Here is a 17838-nt window from a genome sequence, read left to right as displayed (position 1 = left end):
TCCTTACGAAATACGGATGCGCGGGTTGAGGTAGACATAGCCGATATCCGATATCAGCTGAGTCACCAGCACCACAAAGACAGACACAACCGAGATCGCCAGAAGCAACTGGATGTCGTTGTTGCCCGCCGCCTGCACCAGCGCCCAGCCAAAGCCCTTGTAGTTGAACAGGGTCTCGACGATCACGACACCGTTCAGGAGCCACGGGAACTGCAACATGATGACGGTAAAGGGTGCGATCAGCGCGTTGCGCAGTGCGTGCTTCATAACGATGTTCGAGAAGGACACACCTTTGAGGCGTGCAGTCCGAATATACTGAGCCGTCATTACCTCGGTCATCGAGGCGCGGGTCATCCGGGCGATGTAGCCCATCCCATAAAGCGCAATCGTCAGCACCGGTAAGAAGAAGTTCTCAAACGTCGGATTCTCCATCGCCTGCGTAGCAGTGCCTTTGAACCATTTCAGCCCCACCGCCGATGAGGTGAAAATGGCGATGAAGATAACACCTGACACGTATTCCGGTGTCGCCGTGGTGGTGATCGCAAAGGTCGAAAGAGTCCGGTCGGTTGCCGATCCTTCTTTCATACCAGCCAAAACGCCAAGGATCAGCGCTGAAGGGACCATCAACAGCATAACCCAGAACATCAGCCTGCCGGTCAGACCCAGACGGGTTCCAACAACGGTCGAAACTTCCTCTTTGAAGACAGTGGAGTATCCCCAGTAGCCTTGCAGAATGCCGCAGAACTTCGGGGCGGTTTCTGCGGATTCACCGGGCAGAATACATCTTCCCTGTACCGTGCCATCCTCGTTCGTATGTCGGTAGGAAGGCAGAACGCCCAGCCATTCGCCGTATTTGATCGGCGTCGGCTGAAGATATCCGTTCTTTTCAAGAAAGCTTGCAACCTGTTCATCCGACATCCGGAAATTGCCCTGCGTCTTCGCGAGCTTTTCGAGATTTGGATAAAGGTTGGTGAGGAAAAAGACTAAGAATGTCAGGCATAATGCTGTCATGAGCATGATGCCGACACGCTTTAGAATGAAAAGTCCCATATTGGCCCCTGTTGGTAGGCTAGCGCGAAGAAATTCCGGTTCCGCGCGTTGCTGTTTTTTGTGTTACCGCGGTCAGGACGAAAAGGCCGCGCCTCTGTGGCGCGGCCTGTTTGGTTTCGGCTTAGCCAATCAAGCCGAATTTATAGAGTTGAGGCAGGTCGGCGATATGCTTTTCAACACCGACCATGTTGTCACGGTGGTGACGCATTGCGGTCCGCCAGTAAGGCTGAATGACAACACCTTCGTCGATCATGATCGCCTGAAGCTTGGCCATCACTTCGCGACGCATATCCACATCAGCAATCGAGTTTGCCTCTGCCAGCAACTTGTCAAACTCTTCATTGGCAAAGCCGGATTCGTTCCAGGCAACGCCCGACTTGTAGGCCAGTGCCAGAACCTGCGTTCCCAACGGACGGTGGTTCCAGTTGGTCGAAGAGTACGGGTACTTGGTCCAGTCGTTCCAGAAGGTCGATCCAGGCAGAACCGTGTGTTTGGCCTTGATGCCCGCGTCATTGAGCTGAGCAACAACCGCCGCAGTGGTGTTCCGACGCCAGTCATCGTCGATGGACTGAACTTCGTGCTCAAAATCGCCCATGCCCGCTTCGTCCATCAGTGCTTTGGCTGCGGCCGGGTCATACGGAATACGAGTCACTTCCGAGTCGTATTCGGGGTGCATCGGGCCGACATGACTGTTTTCGGCTACAATGCCGTAGCCGGACATGCCAAGCTCCAGGCACACCGCGTTGTCGACGGCCATCGCAAGCGCCTGACGCACGCGTTTGTCACCGTAGATTTTGTTACCGTTCGCATCTTCAGCCAACTGGTTGGGACGGATGACGATGGTGAAGCCTGACGGGATTTCCGAGCGGACAAGGCCGATACTGTCAAAGATGTCGACGAATTCGCCGACCGATTCCCAGTTCATGTCGATTTCTTCGGCTTCATAGGCAGCAAGGAAGGCTGCCGGGTCGGTGCCGTAGTCGATAAACTCGATCCGGTCGATATATCCGCCTTTACCGGCTTCGTATCCCCACCAGTCAAAACCTTCGTTGCGCACCAGAACGCCTTTGACGCCGACCTCGTGGCTTTCCGGGATCATGAAACCAGTGCCGATCGGGTTTTCCAGCATATTGTTGGCGTCATGGCTGCTGTGCACGATGGCACCCGGATAATCAGCCATGCCCGGGATGATCGTGATATCAGGCGCGTTACACTTCAGTTTGACTGTGTGGCTGTCTACAACAGTAATCGCACCGTCTGCGGCCTGCTGTGTGCTCTCATCGATCAGCGACGCCATTCGGGACGCCATCGAGTTACCTTCGAGCGTGGTGTCGCACCAGCCGGTGATGTTGCGTGCAACGTCTTCGGCGGTGAAATCATCACCGTTGTTCCACTTCACGCCTTTGCGGACGTTCAGGGTATATTCGGTTGCGTCGTCGTTCGTTTCCCAGCTTTCCAGCAGCATGGGCTTGAAGGACCCGTCGTTGTTGTATTCGACCAGATATTCCAGCCAGCCCGCTGTAAAGGTGGCGATCTGTGTCCAGTCATAGGTCCGCGGATCTTTCAGCGCGCGCACTTCCATCTGATAGCGGATAGTGCCGCCACGCTGAGGCTCTTGCGCTGCAGCAGGTGATTGCAGGCCAATCATCCCGTAGGCCGCTGGAACGGCAACACCCAACGCGGTGGCGCGCGCCAGGAATTCTCGCCGGTTCAATTTGCCGTCCCGATACTCCTGAGCGTGCATCTCTGCGGCCCAGTGAATCGGTGCTCCGGTGATGGTTTGGTTTTTCATTAATGTCGCTCCCTGATGACATGTTTTGTTTTTGGAGAAGTTTGGAACCGCTCGAACCGGTTAGACTCCGGCAGCTGGTTCACGGTTTTTTTGAGTTCTGTAAGTCCCCATGCACCCATTCGGCCCCAGAATTTTGATGAGGTCAATGTTCGAAATCGTCATCCAGAATACAAAAGCGACATGTTCAGGGATTGTTATCCGGTCCGCCATGCCCGGATTTGGGCGATATTGCCATGTATACTATGGTGAACCGGCGGATTCCTCTTTTTCAAAGAATCGCTTGGAGAAAAAGCTCAGGAAAGCGACGTATCATTTTGAGAAATCAATGCGATTCCACTTGCTCATCCGGGCTCGGAACCAAGTTCGTTGGCGTTTCGCAAACTGACGGGTGGCGATTGTTGCGCGCTCTCGCGCAGCGTCCAGGGGCATCTTTCCGTCCAGATACGCCATAAGTTCGGGCACGCCTATGGCCTTGAATGCTGGAAAGGACGGATCGTAAAGGTCGCGCATTGCCTCAACCTCTTGCAGAGCGCCAGTGTCCAGCATCTGATCGAACCGGCGTGTGATGCGTTCCAGCAGCCACGCCTTATCGACGTCAAAGACGATCGGCACCGTGTCAGACAGGTTCAGAACCGGGGGCGGCGTGTCGGCCTGCCAATCGCTCAGACTGCGACCGGTGGCGTTCTGCACTTCCCACGCACGCTGAACGCGGGCGCGGTTTTGGGTGTCGATCCGGTCCAGAGTCTTCGCGTCGACACCAGCTATCAGCGACGGCAGGTCCATCGCGTCAGCTTTGACCCGAACCTCAGGGGGGGTGGCTGGGATGTCGGCCATCCCTTCTGTCAACGCCGAGAAGTACAAACCGGTGCCCCCAACGATTATCGGGCGCTGCCCCCCGGACAGCAGAGGGGTCACTTCGCGTAACCAGTGGCCGGTGGAATAGTCCTGATCGTAAGAGATGTGACCATACAGCAGATGTGGCGCGCGGGATTCTTCTTCGACAGAAGGTCGCGCCGCAATCACCCGCCAGCAATCATAGACCTGACTTGCATCCGCGTTCACAATCACGCCGCCAAAGGTCTCGGCGATCTGCAGGGCCAGCGCCGATTTCCCCGAGGCCGTCGGCCCCGCAATCAGGACGGGCTTGCTGTTGTCAATCGGGGGCAGGCGGTCCCAAATCTGCGATCTGTCGGTCTTGGTCATCCGGGTGCGCCCCAATCCTCACCATCCGCATTGAACCTGCGGAGTTTTTGCTTCATTTTGCGCCGGAAATTAACCCCGTGCCAGCCCGGAGCGCAACATGAGCCTTTCCCAATCAGTCGAAACCGCCGAGAACGCCAAGACAAAGTACAACCGCGTGATGCTGAAGATATCTGGCGAGGCGCTGATGGGGGATCAGGGGTTCGGCCTGCACCCTCCGACCGTTCAGCGCATCGCGCAAGAAGTCAAATCGGTGCACGATCTGGGCGTTGAGATTTGCATGGTGATCGGTGGCGGCAACATCTTCCGGGGTCTCAGCGGCTCGGCGCAGGGCATGGAACGTACAACCGCCGACTACATGGGCATGCTGGCAACGGTGATGAACGCGCTTGGGATGCAGTCGGCATTGGAAGAGATCGGCGTCTTTACCCGTGTCATCTCAGCCATTCGCATGGATGAGGTCTGCGAGCCTTACATTCGTCGCCGGGCTGTGCGGCACCTTGAAAAGAAGCGGGTTTGCATCTTTGCCGCCGGGACCGGCAACCCGTATTTCACCACAGACACTGCCGCCACCCTGAGGGCTAACGAAATGGCTTGCGAGGCGATCTTCATGGGCAAGAACGGCGTCGATGGCGTCTATGACAAGGACCCGAAGGTTCACCCCGACGCGGTTCGCTATGACACAGTCACCTATGACGACGTGTTGGCCAAACGCCTGCGCGTCATGGATGCGTCGGCCATTGCACTGGCGCGGGACAATAACCTGCCGCTGATCGTCTTTGGATTGGACGAACCCGGTGGGTTCCGCGGCATTCTGGCGGGTGAGGGTACTTACACCAAAGTTCAAGGCTAACCGCAGCAAATAACATGTACAGGCCGGGCCAACAGCCCGGCCATTTTTCTTTGGGCCGGGTTGACCGATCTCTCTCCACTTGTCTAAGTATCAGCGTCCTTAGGGTGGCGCGTTTGTCGCCTAAGGTCTGCCTGTGCCTTTGTTTTTGACCGAGGCTGTGGTTGGGCTGGAAGACCTGCCGTGATTTCCGAGTTGTCCGAAATCATGCGCGGGCATCGTATCGGAACAAGCTGCATAAATGAGGAGAGGCGTGCCATGAGCACTCTGGATATCAATTTCGTCCGGGATCAGTTTCCGGCTTTTTTCGAGCCCAGCTTGCAGGGGCAGGCGTTCTTTGAAAACGCGGGCGGGTCATATACCTGCAAGCCGGTGCTGGACCGACTGACGCGCTTTTACACGCAGCGCAAGGTACAGCCCTATGGCCCGTATGGCGCCAGCCGTCTGGCTGGCGAAGAGATGGACGAGGCCCGAATGCGCATGGCGGCCATCCTTGGTGTGGACACGGATGAGCTGAGTTTTGGTCCTTCGACGACGCAAAACACCTATGTTCTCGCACAGGCCTTTCGCCAATGGATGAACCCGGGCGAAGCCATCGTGGTGACAAATCAGGACCACGAAGCCAATTCGGGCCCGTGGCGGCGTCTGGCGGAAGACGGCATCGAAATTCGCGAATGGCAGATCGACCCGGAAACCGGATCGCTGAACCCGAAGGACCTTGAAAATTTGCTGGACGAAAAGGTCCGTCTTGTCTGTTTTCCCCACTGCTCCAACGTGATCGGAGAGATCAACCCGGTGACCGAGATCACCGCCATCGCCCATGCAGCCGGTGCGTTTGTTTGTGTCGATGGCGTCTCATACGCCCCGCACGGCTTTCCGAATGTCGGTGATTTGGGTCCAGACATCTATCTGTTCTCGGCTTACAAGACCTATGGTCCGCATCAGGGTTGCATGGTGATCCGGCGTGCGTTGGGTGAGTTGCTGCCCAATCAGGCGCATTTTTTCAACGGCGATGTGCTGTACAAAAGGTTTACCCCTGCCGGTCCTGATCACGCCCAGATCGCGGCCAGCGCGGGCATGGCGGATTATGTCGATCTGTTATGCGATCATCATGGCGGTCCTGAAGCGGATGCCACCCAGCGCGGGGCGTTCGTACATGACCTGATGCGCGGGCAGGAGGTTTCTTTGCTGCAGCCGGTGCTGGATGCGGTCAAGGATCGCAATGCCGTGCGTCTGATCGGTACGTCGGATGCGACACGCCGCGCTCCGACCGTTGCACTGGCTCTGAACCGTAACGCCGGGGTCGTTGCGTTCGATCTTGCAGATCACGGTATCATGGCGGGCGGCGGTGACTTCTATGCCGTGCGTCCGTTGCAAGCGATGGGAGTGGACATAGCGCAGGGTGTGCTGCGGGTCAGCTTTACACATTATACCTCTCAACAGGAAATTGATCAGTTATTGAACGCACTTGACGCCGTTTTGTGATCCGGTTTTCGTTCGGCTTCGTAATACGAAGAAAACAACCGGGCGGTCATGGAAAACACTGAATCTCCGATCATCATGTGGTTCCGGCGGGACTTGCGCCTGTCGGATCATCCCGCGCTGAGTGCAGCGGTCAAGACCGGGCGTCCCGTGATCCCGGTCTATATACTGGACGATCTTGCCGAGGCTTTGGGCGCAGCGCCCAAATGGAGGCTTAGTCTTGGGCTCAATGTCTTTGCGCAGGTCCTTGAAGGTGTAGGCAGTCGCTTGATCCTGCGGCGCGGCGACGCTTTGGCAGTATTGCAGAACCTGATCGAGGAAACTGGTGCTAGCACTGTTTACTGGTCTCGGGCGTATGACCCGGAGGCAATTGCGCGGGACACTCGGATCAAATCGGCTCTGACCGGGCAGGGCGTCGCGGCCACGTCCTTTGAAGGTCACCTGTTGTTTGAACCGTGGACTGTGGCAACCAAAGCCGGTCAGCCTTTCCGGGTGTTCACTCCGATGTGGCGGGCGGTTCGGGGGCGGGACGTGGCCGCGCCAGAGGCCGCGCCTTTGACGATCCCGGCGCCCGCCAAATGGCCGATTTCCGAAGGTTTGGAAGAATGGAAACTTGGCGCCGCAATGAACCGCGGGGCCGATGTTGTTGCACCACATGTGCGACCCGGTGAAAGTGCTGCTTTCGAAGCGTTGCATGGTTTTTTGGACCGAATCTCAGACTATTCAGTGGATCGGGATCGTCTGGATAAGGACGGCACATCGGATTTGTCGGAATACCTGTCCTTGGGCGAGATCGGCCCGCGCAGCGTCTGGCACGCGGTCCAGCGGGCCGCGATGACCGGCGCACAGGGCACTGAGGCTTATCTGCGGCAACTGGTCTGGCGTGAGTTCGCCTATCACCTGATGTTTCACACACCGCAGTTATTGACCGAGAATTGGAAGGCGGAATGGAACGCGTTCCCTTGGAACACCGATGCCAGCCACCCCGACGTTGTTGCGTGGCAGCAAGGCCGTACCGGTATTCCGGCGGTGGATGCCGGACTGCGACAGATGTACGTGACCGGCCGAATGCACAACCGAGCCCGCATGATCGTGGCCAGTTACCTGACCAAGCATCTGATGACACACTGGAAAATCGGTATGGATTGGTTTGCGGATTGTTTGATCGACTGGGACCCGGCCGCAAATGCGATGGGCTGGCAATGGGTTGCAGGTTCGGGGCCGGATGCATCTCCGTTCTTCCGGATTTTCAACCCACTGACTCAACAGGAAAAGTTCGATCCAAACAGGGCATTTCTGAGCCGGTGGATCGCCGAAGGACAGGCCGAGCCCTCAGCCACGGCATTATCCTATTTCGAGGCTGTGCCGCGATCATGGGCCTTGAATCCTGCCTTATCCTATCCGGAACCGGTGGTTGATCTTGCTGCTGGTCGGGCACGAGCTTTAGCGGCCTATGAAAGCCGAAAAACCGGGTAAGGAACTGAAAACTTGCCATAAACACAAACTCGGCCTAGCTTTGAACCACGGCCGCACAGGGGAGAGCGGATGATCCTTACGACAACGGAGGGGCAGAAAGATCTGCCCCGGTACTTTGGACAAGTCTTCAAGATGCTGAACCGGATGGAATCCGGTCGGATGGACATCGCCTTGCCTGATGGTCGGGTGTTTCGTTCCGAAGGGGCCAAACCTGGACCGGTTGCACGCGTTGATATTCATGACCCGGACGTGTTTGCGCGCCTGATCCGAGAGGGCGAACTGGGATTTTCCGATGCTTACCTGGAAGGCGATTGGAGCACCCCGGACCTACGATCCTTTATGGACCTTGTGCATCTGGGCACCGAGACCGTTTATGACGATTTCACTGGTAAGTTTCTTGTGCAGGCGTACGAACGCCTGCGCTTTTGGCTGCATCGGAACAATCGGCGGCAGGCCAAGAGGAACATCTCGTACCACTACGATCTGGGCAATGAGTTCTATGGTTTGTGGCTGGATGACACCATGACCTATTCCAGCGCTCTGTTTGAAACCGGGCAGGAGAGTCTAGAAAAAGCGCAAACCGCGAAGTACGCCAGCATGGTCGATGAAATGGGCGCAAAGCCCGGTGACCACATCCTTGAGATCGGTTGCGGCTGGGGTGGTTTCGCCGAATATGCCGCAAAAGAGCGTGGCCTACGGGTCACAGGTTTGACGATCAGTCAGGAGCAGTTGAACTTTGCCAGGCAGCGCATTGAAAATGCAGGTCTTTCCGACCTTGTAGAGTTCAAGTTGCAGGATTATCGAGATGAGAAGGGGCAGTATGACGGGATTGCCTCGATCGAGATGTTCGAGGCCGTGGGGCAGAAATACTGGCCTGTTTACTTCGACACCGTGCGAGAGCGCCTGAAACCGGGGGCACAGGCGACGTTACAGATCATCACCGTAGCGGATCACCGATGGGAAATATACAAGAACGGCGTTGATTTCATTCAAAAATATATTTTCCCGGGCGGAATGCTTCCGTCGCCCACGGTCCTGAAGCAACAGGTTTCCGACGCGGGTCTGAACGTGGTGAAATCACGGGAATTCGGCAAAAGCTATGATCTTACCCTGCGTCGCTGGTACGAGACATTCAACGACAAATGGGACGAAATTGCCGAAATGGGGTTTGATGAGCGTTTCCGCCGCATGTGGAACTATTATTTGACTGCATGCGGCGCAGCCTTTGACACTGGTAACTGCGATGTGACACAGATCACTATAGCAAAACCCAGTTAACAAACGGAAATACCGAATGCCCAGTGCTCCGCGTCTCGTTGCTGCAATTTGTCTGTTGGTGGTGGCCTTTATCGTTTCAGGCATGATCATCGACAATGGCGAAGAGGGTAAGGATTACGGCGCGTTCACGACAATCAACATGATTATCGGTCTGGTCTGTGGATGGATGATCATGGGCAAACGAGTGGGCCGGGGCTGGACCGGAGCGGTCAATAATGGGCTGACGGGGATGACGTCGCTTGTTTTCTGGGGGCTTTTTGTTCAGGGCTGCTACGAGATGTTCCGCCTGGCCATGCGTCACCGGTATGACGGGCCTTTCGACGCTCTGATCGGGATCTTCAAGATCGGGATCGAATATAGCCAATTCCTGCTGGCGCCGGAAATTTTGTGGACTTTGGTGATCGGAGCCCTTATCGCCGGGCTAGCAACAGAAGAAGCCAGCCGCCGCTGGCGGTAACCCTCTGGAATTCAGCGCGAGTTTCAATTCAGTGTCAGATTTGTTCTTTTACGGCACGCTCAGGCATCAGCCGCTGCTTGAACTTGTGCTTGGTCGCACCTTATCGCAATTGGCGGTGTCGCAGGCCTGCCTGCAAGGTCACGCCGTGTATGCCGTTGCAGGGCAGGCCTTCCCGATGATCGTGCAGGAACAAGGCAGCAAGGCCGAAGGACTGCTGGTGCAGGGCTTTACCCAAGAGGATCTGGACAGGCTGGCCTATTACGAAGGTGGGTTTGATTATGATCTCAGTCCACAGGATGTGGAGCTAGCCGACGGATCAAAAGCCGCAGCCAGCGTGTTCTTTCCCGAGCCCGGCCTCTGGACCCCGGACGGGCCATGGTCGCTGCAAGGCTGGATCGACAACTGGGCCGAAGTGACCCTTCTGGCCGCAGAGGAAGAGCTTGCGTATTTCGGTAAGGTCGATGCGACCACGATTGCCCGCAATTTTGGGCCAATTCGCACCCGCGCTTGGGCAAAACTGGCCGCGCGCAAGCGCCGAACAGGCGATCCGCGCGACACGGCCAAGGATGTCATCGTCGGAAGCCACAAGCGCGCCTATGTGAACTATTTCGGCGTGGAAGAGCTGGAGGTGCAACACCGCCAGCATGACGGCACAATGGGGCCGGTTCTGCCCCGAAGCGGCTTGATGCAAGGGGCCGCCGTGGTCGTCTTGCCCTATGACCCGGTCCGTGACACGGTCTTGCTGGTCGAACAATTCCGCGCGCCGGTGTTTCTGATCGACGACCCTGAGCCGTGGATGTGGGAGCCGGTGGCCGGCATGATCGACCCCGGTGAAACTCCGGAACAGGCTGCATATCGGGAAGCGCAGGAAGAGGCGCAGGTGACGCTGGAAACATTGGAGTATGCGGGCGGGGCCTATTCTTCGAGCGGGTCGTCGACCGAGTATATTTACCTCTATGTCGGGCTGGGTGATCTGACCCGGACTATCGACAATGGCGGCTTGGCCTCTGAAGGTGAGGATATCCGCACGCAAATCCTGCCCTATGCCACCTTTATGCAGAAGGTGGATAACAATGAATTCAAGGATTTGCCTCTGCTGTCGCTCGCCAATTGGCTGGCCCGGCATCGCGACCGCCTGAGGGGGTGAGGATCGCCGCTTGTGGTTGTCGCACGGCATCTGTAAATCTTCGTTGATACGTAATGAAATGAGGGCGCCATGCGCATTGCACGAGACCTTGCCGACGCAGTCGGGAAAACACCGCTGATCCGGCTGAAGCGCATCAGTGAAGAGACCGGGTGCGAAATTCTCGGCAAGGCCGAGTTCATGAACCCGGGTCAATCGGTCAAGGATCGCGCGGCGCTTTACATCATTCGCGACGCCATTGCGCGCGGCGACCTGAAGCCTGGTGGCACTATTGTCGAGGGCACAGCTGGCAATACCGGTATCGGTCTGGCACTGGTCGGTGCGTCGATGGGGTTCAAAACCGTGATCGTGATCCCGGAAACCCAGTCCGAAGAAAAGAAAGACATGCTGCGTCTGGCGGGCGCACAATTGGTGCAGGTTCCGGCCGCGCCGTACCGCAACCCGAACAACTTCGTACATTACTCGCGCCGTCTGGCCGAGGAACTGGCGCAGACCGAACCCAACGGCGCGATCTGGGCAAACCAGTTCGACAACGTCGCCAACCGTCAGGCCCATGTCGAAACAACCGGCCCGGAAATCTGGGAACAGACCGGCGGCAAGGTCGACGGCTTTGTCTGTGCAGTGGGCTCTGGCGGTACGCTTGCCGGTGTGGCCGACGCGTTGCAGCCTAAGGGCGTCAAGATCGGTCTGGTCGATCCGATGGGGGCAGGGCTTTACTCCTACTACACGACCGGTGAGATCGCGATGGAGGGTAGTTCCATCGCCGAAGGTATCGGCCAGGTGCGGATTACCAAGAACCTGGAAGGGTTCAAGCCGGACTTCTCGTACCAGATGACTGACAACGAGGCGCTTCCGCTGATCTTCGACCTGCTGCGCGAGGAAGGTCTGGTCATGGGCGGCTCGACCGCGATCAATATGGCGGGCGCTGTGCGTATGGCCAAGGATCTGGGGCCAGGTCATACTATCGTGACGATCCTGTGCGACTACGGCACGCGCTATCAGTCCAAACTGTTCAACCCTGAATTCCTGCGTGAAAAAGAGCTACCGGTACCGGATTGGATGACCGAAGCCCCGCGCAGCATTCCCGGCGTATTCGAGGACGTATGATGCTGCGGCAGGTCCGCCTGTTTTTAGCGCTCTTTTTGGTTTGCTTTGCCATGCTGGGCGGCCCCGTAGCCGCCGAGCTGACCGATCAGCAAAGCGAGTACTACCAGAATTGGCTTGCGACAGCGGACCGTGCCGAGGCCGAGATCGAAGCCGACCGAACCTCGAATGCAGCGCTCGAAAACTTGCGGGCTGAAATCCACAATTACCGAGAAGATTTCAACGAGGCCCGCAGCGCCAATACGGATCGCATCCAGACGCTGGATGCCCAGATTAAGGCCCTTGGCCCCGCGCCAGAAGGCGACGCGACCGAACCCGAAGAAATCGCTAAACTGCGGGCCCATCTTGAGGATCAACTGACCAGCCTACAGGTTCCTCAGATCATTTCGGAAGAAGCCTTCAGCCGCGCCAACGGCCTAATCAGCGAAATCGACCGGCTGTTGCGTGACAGGCAGGCGAAGGAATTGCTTGAACGCGGCCCATCTCCGATGAACCCGGCTTATTGGGGCCCGGCGTGGATCGATATCGTCGAATCCGTACGTAGCCTAATCGATGAATCGTCACAAAACCTGAAAGCCAATATCGTTCAGGACCGTTTGCAGGATCGCGGTCTAGGCATCTTGTTCCTGATCATTGCTGCGGGCGTGCTGCTTTATTACGGTCGGTACTGGTCCGAAGCTGCTGGCGAGTATCTGCGCGGCCTTGGTGGGCGCGGCATTGGTGTCTGGTCATTTTTGGTATCGCTTCTGCGTATCCTGCTGCCCTGGCTGGGTGTTTGGCTGCTGGTGCAGGCGATCATAATGACGGGGATTATGGGGCTTCGGGGCACGTTGCTGATCCAGAACGTGCCGTACTGGGCTGCCCTAATCTTTTACTACGACTGGATCGGACGTCAGCTGTATCTGACGCAGGCGGCGCAGAGCTTCAACCGCTTGTCCCGCAAGAACGTCACCGAATTGCGGGTGTATCTCGACATTCTGGCGGTCTTCTTGATCGCTTATGAATTCGGGCTGGTGTTCGATCAGATCGAGAACATCTCGGATGCAACTCGGGCGGTCATCAGCTTCCCGGTGGTTTTGGGCACCGCTGTGATCCTGTTGCGTATCCGCCGTATCCGGGCCAGCAGGATGGTGGCGGACGACGGCGAGGCAGGTGAGAAAACACCCAACGCCAGCCTGAGTCAGATTATGGAGTTCCTACGCAAGGCTTTGTTCCTGCTGGGGATAGTCAGTCCGATCCTTGCGCTGGTCGGTTACACCAATGCAGCCGAGGCGATTGTTTTCCCGGCCGTGAAAACGCTGGTGCTGTTTGCGGCTTTGGCAATCCTCCATCGTTTCCTGACCTCGGTCTACGGCTGGCTCAGCGGGCAGGGAGAGTCGGCGCGAGATTCTCTGTTCTCGGTGCTTGCCGGCTTTGTTCTTGCCATACTGACACTGCCGATTCTGGCACTGTATTGGGGTGCGCGGCAAACCGATCTGCTCGAGGTCTGGTCTCGGCTTTTGCTGGGATTCGACATCGGTGGCGTCACGATCTCGCCCAGCAACTTCTTCACATTTCTTGCCGTGTTCGCAATCGGCTACGGGCTGACCCGATTGCTTCAAAGCGGACTTCGTAACTCGCTGCTGCCGAAAACCAGTATCGACCCGGGCGGGCAGAACGCAATTGCGGCGGGCACCGGCTATGTTGGGATTTTCCTGGCGGCGTTGGTTGCCATCATGGTGGCCGGGTTCGATCTGTCATCCCTAGCTATTGTCGCTGGTGCGCTGTCCGTTGGTATCGGTTTTGGCTTGCAGACTATCGTTTCGAACTTTGTCTCGGGTATCATCTTGCTGGTCGAGCGCCCGATCTCTAAGGGCGACTGGATCGATGTGAACGGGATGATGGGCTATGTGCGCGACATCTCGGTGCGGTCCACGCGGATTGAAACGTTTGACCGGACCGATGTGATCGTTCCGAATTCGGACCTCATCAGTGGAGTGGTAACAAACTACACGCGCGGCAACACCATCGGGCGGGTCATCGTACCGGTGGGTGTAGCCTATGGCACTGACACTCGCGTAGTCGAGAAAATCCTGGGCGAGGTGGCGAACGCGCATCCGATGGTGCTGGCGCATCCGGCCCCCAGCGTTGTGTTCCAGGGCTTTGGTGCGGATTCTCTGGAATTCGAGATTCGCGCCATTCTGCGCGACGTGAACTGGGTGCTTTCGGTGAAATCCGACATGAACCACGAGATCAACCGCCGCTTTGTCGAAGAGGGGATCGAAATCCCGTTCGCACAGCGCGACGTCTGGCTGCGCAACCCCGAGGCGTTGCAGAGCCAGCCATCTGCGCCGCAGCAAAAAACTGAGGCTGACGCCGCGAAACCGGCTTCAAATCCGACGTCCACCACGCCCGTTGATATGACAGAGGCAGATCTGGGCGATGGGGATGGAGACGAGATTTAACCGCGTGTGTGGCTTAACTGCGGAAGGTTGAATTTTCGCCGTAATCGCCCCTTGCAAATCCCCCGGCGATGGTCCAAAGATCGCGCCCACGGAGAGGTGGCCGAGTGGTCGAAGGCGCACGCCTGGAAAGTGTGTAGGCGGGAAACCGTCTCCAGGGTTCGAATCCCTGTCTCTCCGCCATAACACCCAATTTACTATGTGCACCTGACCGACATCAGACCGAGCGTGTGATGCCGCCATCGACGCGGATGTTCTGACCGGTGATATACGCACCACCGTCCGAGGCTAGAAAGGCCACAGTGGCGGCGATCTCATCATAGGCCTTGCCATAGCGTTCCATCGGGATGCGTGCCTTCCACTCGGGGTTTTCGGGCAGGCTGTCGATGAAACCCGGCAACACATTGTTCATGCGCACATTGTCGGGGGCGTATTTGTCCGCAAAAAGCTTGGTATAGGCCGCAAGCCCCGCGCGCATCACGCCTGAGGTCGGGAAGACCGGGTCTGGCTCGAACGCGGCAAAGGTTGAAATGTTGATGATCACACCGGATTTCTGGTCGATCATGACAGGCGCGACAATCCGCGTGGCACGTACGGCGTTGAGGAAATAGACCTCCATCCCTTCGTGCCAGTCCTCGTCGCTGATTTCCAGAACCGGTGCGCGGGGGCCGTGGCCAGCCGAGTTCACCAACACATCCACGCGGCCCCATTTTTCCATGACCTCATCCACGAGGTGTTGCATGTCTTCGCTGGATCGGTTGGTGCCGGTTGCACCGATGCCGCCAAGCTCCGCCGCCAGCGCTTCGCCCTTGCCTGAGGACGACAAGATAGCAACGTTGAACCCATCGGCCGCCAGCCGGCGCGCGCTTTCTGCGCCCATACCGCTGCCGCCGCCCATGATGATTGCGACTTTCTTCTCAGCCATGTTTGCCTCCGTTCAATTGTAGCATTTGGTCTGGGGTCAACATGGGGTGTGGTGCGACGTTTGACCAATCAGTAATTCTGTCTTAATCCTGTAGAATAACTACTGAATGAGACGCTTGAGTTATGCGCAAACTGCCGCCCCTGAACGCGCTGAAGGCATTTGAAGCCTCGGGCCGTCACCTCAACTTCAGCCGGGCAGCTGACGAGCTGGGCGTGACGCAGGGGGCTGTCGCGCAACAGGTGCGGTCGCTTGAGGAACTATTGAAAATCAAACTTTTCGATCGGAAACCCAGAGGGTTGTCTCTGACGGATGAAGGCCGAAAATACCTTGCTCCGATCCGCCGCGCTTTTGATGTGATGGCCGAGGCGACAGCTAACCTTGCGCCGCAGGATATCGTTGTGACCATTAGCACGACACCGTCATTTGCTACACGCTGGCTGGTGCCAAGGTTGGGACTGTTCGCGCAGGATCATCAGGATATACGATTGCGTTTGGATGCCTCCAACGCGCTGGCGAACTTTCAGACGGATGGGGTTGATATCGCGGTTCGGCAGGGGAAGCCGCCATTTGGGCCGGGGCTGATCGCCGAACCATTGTTTGCCGCCGACCTGATCGCGGTATGTCATCCCGATCTGGCATTGGGCGACAAGATCCGTTCGCCAGCCGATTTGCTAGACCATGTCCTGCTGGAGGATACACATGGCCAATGGCCGTTGTTTCTTGAGGCCGCACTGGGTGAGGTTTCGCCAACTGGTTTGAAAACGATGGCGTTCAGCCAGACGTCTCTGGCCATTGATGCCGCTATTGCGGGGCAGGGCGTGGCTTTGGCCAACCGTGAATTTGTTGCGGATGATCTGCAGGCGAAGCGTCTGTGTCAGCCGATTTCGTTTTCGACCGAAGTGCAGGAAGGGTACCACGTCGTCACCCCGCGCCACCCCAGAAATCCCCGGATTGTTTCCGCTGTACGTAGATGGCTACTTGCGCAAGTCTGACGATGATGCGCGAGCAACCCAAGCAATGCCGCAGGAAGGGCGTATTGCTGCCATATCCCGCGCGTAAAAATCGGCAGAATTAAAGAGCGGTCACATTCATCGCGGAATTTCAGGTCGGGTTATGTGTCGCAACGGTAACGACCCCTCGAAATCTCGCGCTAGCCAATTAGCGAAAGCCGATTGTTGGGATATCAAGAGCCGCAACTAAAAGTGAAACAAAAATACACGAGCAGCCAGTTCCGGGTAAACGCGACCTGATCGCGCGGACTCGGACCAAAATCTCGGTCGGAGGTTCAATGTTATTGTCCGTTGTCGTGCCCTGCATGAACGAGGAGGACTCGATCCCGATGCTGGTCGAGCGTTTGATTGCTGCGACCACCGCGTGGCAGGGCGACACCGAGATTGTGCTGGTTGATGACGGATCGACCGATGACACCTGGAACGCCATCTGTGCGCAGTGCAGAGACCACTCTGCGATCCGTGGTCTGAAACTGTCGATGAACCGCGGTCATCAGGTGGCGCTGACTGCCGGGCTGATGGCAGCAAAGGGTGAGCGGATCTTTATGCTCGACGCCGATTTGCAGGACCCGCCCGAGCTGTTGTCGGACATGATGGCCATGATGGATCGCGGCTATGACGTTGTGTATGGGCGCCGCAGTGAACGCAAGGGCGAAAGCTGGTTCAAGAAGGTTACGGCTCATGGGTTCTATCGCGTGCTCAACCGGCTATCCGATGTGCCGATTCCTAACGATACGGGCGATTTTCGTCTGGTGACCCGACGGGCGCTGGACGCGGTGCTGCAAATGCCCGAGCGCGCACGCTTTATCCGGGGGATGTTCGCCTGGGCCGGGTTCCGTCAGATCGGTATCGAATACATCCGCGATCCGCGTGTGGCGGGCGAAACCAAATACCCGCTGTCCAAGATGATCCGGTTCGCTTTTGACGCGCTGGCCAGCTTCTCAATCAAGCCCTTGCAGATCGCGACGCGGATGGCGTTTCTGACTTTGATCATCGCCGCGCTGATGGGTGTCTATGTGTTCGGGTCGCTGATCCTGTACAGCACGGTCGCAGGTTGGGCCTCCACCGTTTTGATCATCAGCTTTTTCTCGGGCATTCAGTTGCTGACGCTTGGCATCATGGGCGAATATCTGGGCCGCCTGTACGTCGAGGCCAAAGGTCGGCCGTTGTTCTTCGTGGACGAGCAAGCCGGAGACGCGGTCGAGCCCGTCGTTGAGCACATTGTCAGACAGCGATGACCGAACGTCGCCGCATATTCCGTTTTGCGGTCGTCGGAACCGGGGTGGCGGCCTATTACATGGTGACCTACCTAGGGTTGCTGCATCTGTTGGGCTCACCCTGGATTGCCAACCTTTTGGCTTTTGGATCGGCGATCCTGATCCAGTATGTCGGCCAGACCGCATGGACATTTGGCAAACCTCTGGCCGCCCCGGCACAGTTCGGACGCTTTCTTTGCATGATCGGGGTGGGCCTGGTCGTGTCTTCTGCACTAACCGGCCTCATCGGGCCGCGTCTGGGGGTGCCCGAGACCGTCTCGGCCGCCTCAGTCGTCGTGGTCCTACCGATAATCAACTTCGTGATCCTTCGCCTTTGGGTCTATCGCGAGCGAAATTCAATCTAGAGATCAGT

15 protein-coding genes and 1 tRNA gene are annotated in these 17838 nt (G+C 57.3%); 12 read left to right on the top strand and 4 right to left on the bottom strand.

The features are described 5' to 3' along the window. Window positions 1-3: 3 nt before the first annotated feature. The 3 genes from ACXAGD_RS09005 to miaA all read right to left on the bottom strand — a co-directional run bounded on the left by ACXAGD_RS09005 (window position 4) and on the right by miaA (window position 4045). Window positions 4-1050 (bottom strand): ABC transporter permease, encoded by a 1047-nt coding sequence (locus tag ACXAGD_RS09005; protein WP_475209835.1) that lies wholly within the window; start codon window positions 1048-1050, stop codon window positions 4-6. 121 nt (window positions 1051-1171) lie between these two features. After that, window positions 1172-2842, bottom strand: a complete 1671-nt coding sequence (locus tag ACXAGD_RS09000; RefSeq protein WP_475209833.1) for an ABC transporter substrate-binding protein — start codon at window positions 2840-2842, stop codon at window positions 1172-1174. A 309-nt stretch (window positions 2843-3151) separates the two neighbouring features. Further along, window positions 3152-4045, bottom strand: coding sequence for a tRNA (adenosine(37)-N6)-dimethylallyltransferase MiaA (gene miaA / locus ACXAGD_RS08995; RefSeq protein ID WP_475209832.1), 894 nt, complete (start codon window positions 4043-4045; stop codon window positions 3152-3154). Window positions 4046-4142: 97 nt separating this feature from the next. Here miaA and pyrH point away from each other — a divergent pair, with 97 nt between their 5' ends. From pyrH to ACXAGD_RS08950, 9 genes are all read left to right on the top strand, one after another. After that, window positions 4143-4895 (top strand): UMP kinase, encoded by a 753-nt coding sequence (gene pyrH, locus ACXAGD_RS08990; RefSeq protein WP_475209831.1) that lies wholly within the window; start codon window positions 4143-4145, stop codon window positions 4893-4895. Window positions 4896-5150: 255 nt separating this feature from the next. Next, window positions 5151-6377 carry an aminotransferase class V-fold PLP-dependent enzyme gene (locus tag ACXAGD_RS08985; protein WP_475209829.1) on the top strand — a complete coding sequence of 409 codons (1227 nt, stop codon included), beginning with the start codon at window positions 5151-5153 and terminating at the stop codon, window positions 6375-6377. 48 nt (window positions 6378-6425) lie between these two features. Beyond that, window positions 6426-7850 carry a cryptochrome/photolyase family protein gene (locus tag ACXAGD_RS08980; RefSeq protein WP_475209827.1) on the top strand — a complete coding sequence of 475 codons (1425 nt, stop codon included), beginning with the start codon at window positions 6426-6428 and terminating at the stop codon, window positions 7848-7850. Window positions 7851-7919: 69 nt separating this feature from the next. Continuing rightward, window positions 7920-9128, top strand: a complete 1209-nt coding sequence (locus ACXAGD_RS08975; RefSeq protein WP_475209825.1) for a class I SAM-dependent methyltransferase — start codon at window positions 7920-7922, stop codon at window positions 9126-9128. A 16-nt stretch (window positions 9129-9144) separates the two neighbouring features. Beyond that, a complete protein-coding gene (locus ACXAGD_RS08970; RefSeq protein WP_475209822.1) occupies window positions 9145-9585 on the top strand; it encodes a TrgA family protein in 441 nt (146 codons plus the stop codon). Between the two features lie 31 nt (window positions 9586-9616). Further along, window positions 9617-10732 (top strand): NUDIX domain-containing protein, encoded by a 1116-nt coding sequence (locus ACXAGD_RS08965; protein ID WP_475209820.1) that lies wholly within the window; start codon window positions 9617-9619, stop codon window positions 10730-10732. A gap of 69 nt (window positions 10733-10801) precedes the next feature. Beyond that, a complete protein-coding gene (locus tag ACXAGD_RS08960; RefSeq protein ID WP_475209819.1) occupies window positions 10802-11836 on the top strand; it encodes a cysteine synthase A in 1035 nt (344 codons plus the stop codon). Then, window positions 11836-14277: a DUF3772 domain-containing protein gene (locus ACXAGD_RS08955; RefSeq protein ID WP_475209818.1), complete on the top strand. Its 2442-nt coding sequence runs from the start codon at window positions 11836-11838 to the stop codon at window positions 14275-14277. Before ACXAGD_RS08960 ends, ACXAGD_RS08955 begins: the two co-directional genes overlap by 1 nt. A 90-nt stretch (window positions 14278-14367) precedes the next feature. Then, a tRNA-Ser gene (locus tag ACXAGD_RS08950) sits at window positions 14368-14457 on the top strand. A 34-nt stretch (window positions 14458-14491) separates the two neighbouring features. Here the strand turns inward: ACXAGD_RS08950 and ACXAGD_RS08945 are convergent. Continuing rightward, window positions 14492-15199 carry an SDR family oxidoreductase gene (locus ACXAGD_RS08945; protein ID WP_475209817.1) on the bottom strand — a complete coding sequence of 236 codons (708 nt, stop codon included), beginning with the start codon at window positions 15197-15199 and terminating at the stop codon, window positions 14492-14494. Between the two features lie 122 nt (window positions 15200-15321). Here ACXAGD_RS08945 and ACXAGD_RS08940 point away from each other — a divergent pair, with 122 nt between their 5' ends. The 3 genes from ACXAGD_RS08940 (at window position 15322) to ACXAGD_RS08930 (ending at window position 17830) form a co-directional block, all read left to right on the top strand. After that, on the top strand, window positions 15322-16191 hold the full coding sequence (locus ACXAGD_RS08940) for a LysR substrate-binding domain-containing protein (RefSeq protein ID WP_475209815.1): 870 nt from the start codon (window positions 15322-15324) through the stop codon (window positions 16189-16191). A gap of 296 nt (window positions 16192-16487) precedes the next feature. Beyond that, window positions 16488-17447: a glycosyltransferase family 2 protein gene (locus tag ACXAGD_RS08935; RefSeq protein WP_475209814.1), complete on the top strand. Its 960-nt coding sequence runs from the start codon at window positions 16488-16490 to the stop codon at window positions 17445-17447. Next, the gene (locus ACXAGD_RS08930) at window positions 17444-17830 is read left to right on the top strand and encodes a GtrA family protein (protein WP_475209813.1); all 387 of its coding nucleotides are present in this window, start codon (window positions 17444-17446) and stop codon (window positions 17828-17830) included. The genes ACXAGD_RS08935 and ACXAGD_RS08930 overlap by 4 nt, the downstream gene beginning before the upstream one ends. Window positions 17831-17838 lie beyond the last annotated feature (8 nt).

It is taken from the genome of Ruegeria sp. ABF4_144 (assembly GCF_056160045.1).
Note: the sequence above shows the minus strand (reverse complement) of the source record. Positions and strands in the feature narration are given on the sequence as shown.

Coding starts and splice junctions, on each gene's coding strand:
- ACXAGD_RS09005 (WP_475209835.1), bottom strand. CDS start 1,050: ATGGGACTTTTCATTCTAAAGCGTGTCGGCATCATGCTCATGACAGCA.
- ACXAGD_RS09000 (WP_475209833.1), bottom strand. CDS start 2,842: ATGAAAAACCAAACCATCACCGGAGCACCGATTCACTGGGCCGCAGAG.
- miaA (WP_475209832.1), bottom strand. CDS start 4,045: ATGACCAAGACCGACAGATCGCAGATTTGGGACCGCCTGCCCCCGATT.
- pyrH (WP_475209831.1), top strand. CDS start 4,143: ATGAGCCTTTCCCAATCAGTCGAAACCGCCGAGAACGCCAAGACAAAG.
- ACXAGD_RS08985 (WP_475209829.1), top strand. CDS start 5,151: ATGAGCACTCTGGATATCAATTTCGTCCGGGATCAGTTTCCGGCTTTT.
- ACXAGD_RS08980 (WP_475209827.1), top strand. CDS start 6,426: ATGGAAAACACTGAATCTCCGATCATCATGTGGTTCCGGCGGGACTTG.
- ACXAGD_RS08975 (WP_475209825.1), top strand. CDS start 7,920: ATGATCCTTACGACAACGGAGGGGCAGAAAGATCTGCCCCGGTACTTT.
- ACXAGD_RS08970 (WP_475209822.1), top strand. CDS start 9,145: ATGCCCAGTGCTCCGCGTCTCGTTGCTGCAATTTGTCTGTTGGTGGTG.
- ACXAGD_RS08960 (WP_475209819.1), top strand. CDS start 10,802: ATGCGCATTGCACGAGACCTTGCCGACGCAGTCGGGAAAACACCGCTG.
- ACXAGD_RS08955 (WP_475209818.1), top strand. CDS start 11,836: ATGCTGCGGCAGGTCCGCCTGTTTTTAGCGCTCTTTTTGGTTTGCTTT.
- ACXAGD_RS08945 (WP_475209817.1), bottom strand. CDS start 15,199: ATGGCTGAGAAGAAAGTCGCAATCATCATGGGCGGCGGCAGCGGTATG.
- ACXAGD_RS08940 (WP_475209815.1), top strand. CDS start 15,322: ATGCGCAAACTGCCGCCCCTGAACGCGCTGAAGGCATTTGAAGCCTCG.
- ACXAGD_RS08935 (WP_475209814.1), top strand. CDS start 16,488: ATGTTATTGTCCGTTGTCGTGCCCTGCATGAACGAGGAGGACTCGATC.
- ACXAGD_RS08930 (WP_475209813.1), top strand. CDS start 17,444: ATGACCGAACGTCGCCGCATATTCCGTTTTGCGGTCGTCGGAACCGGG.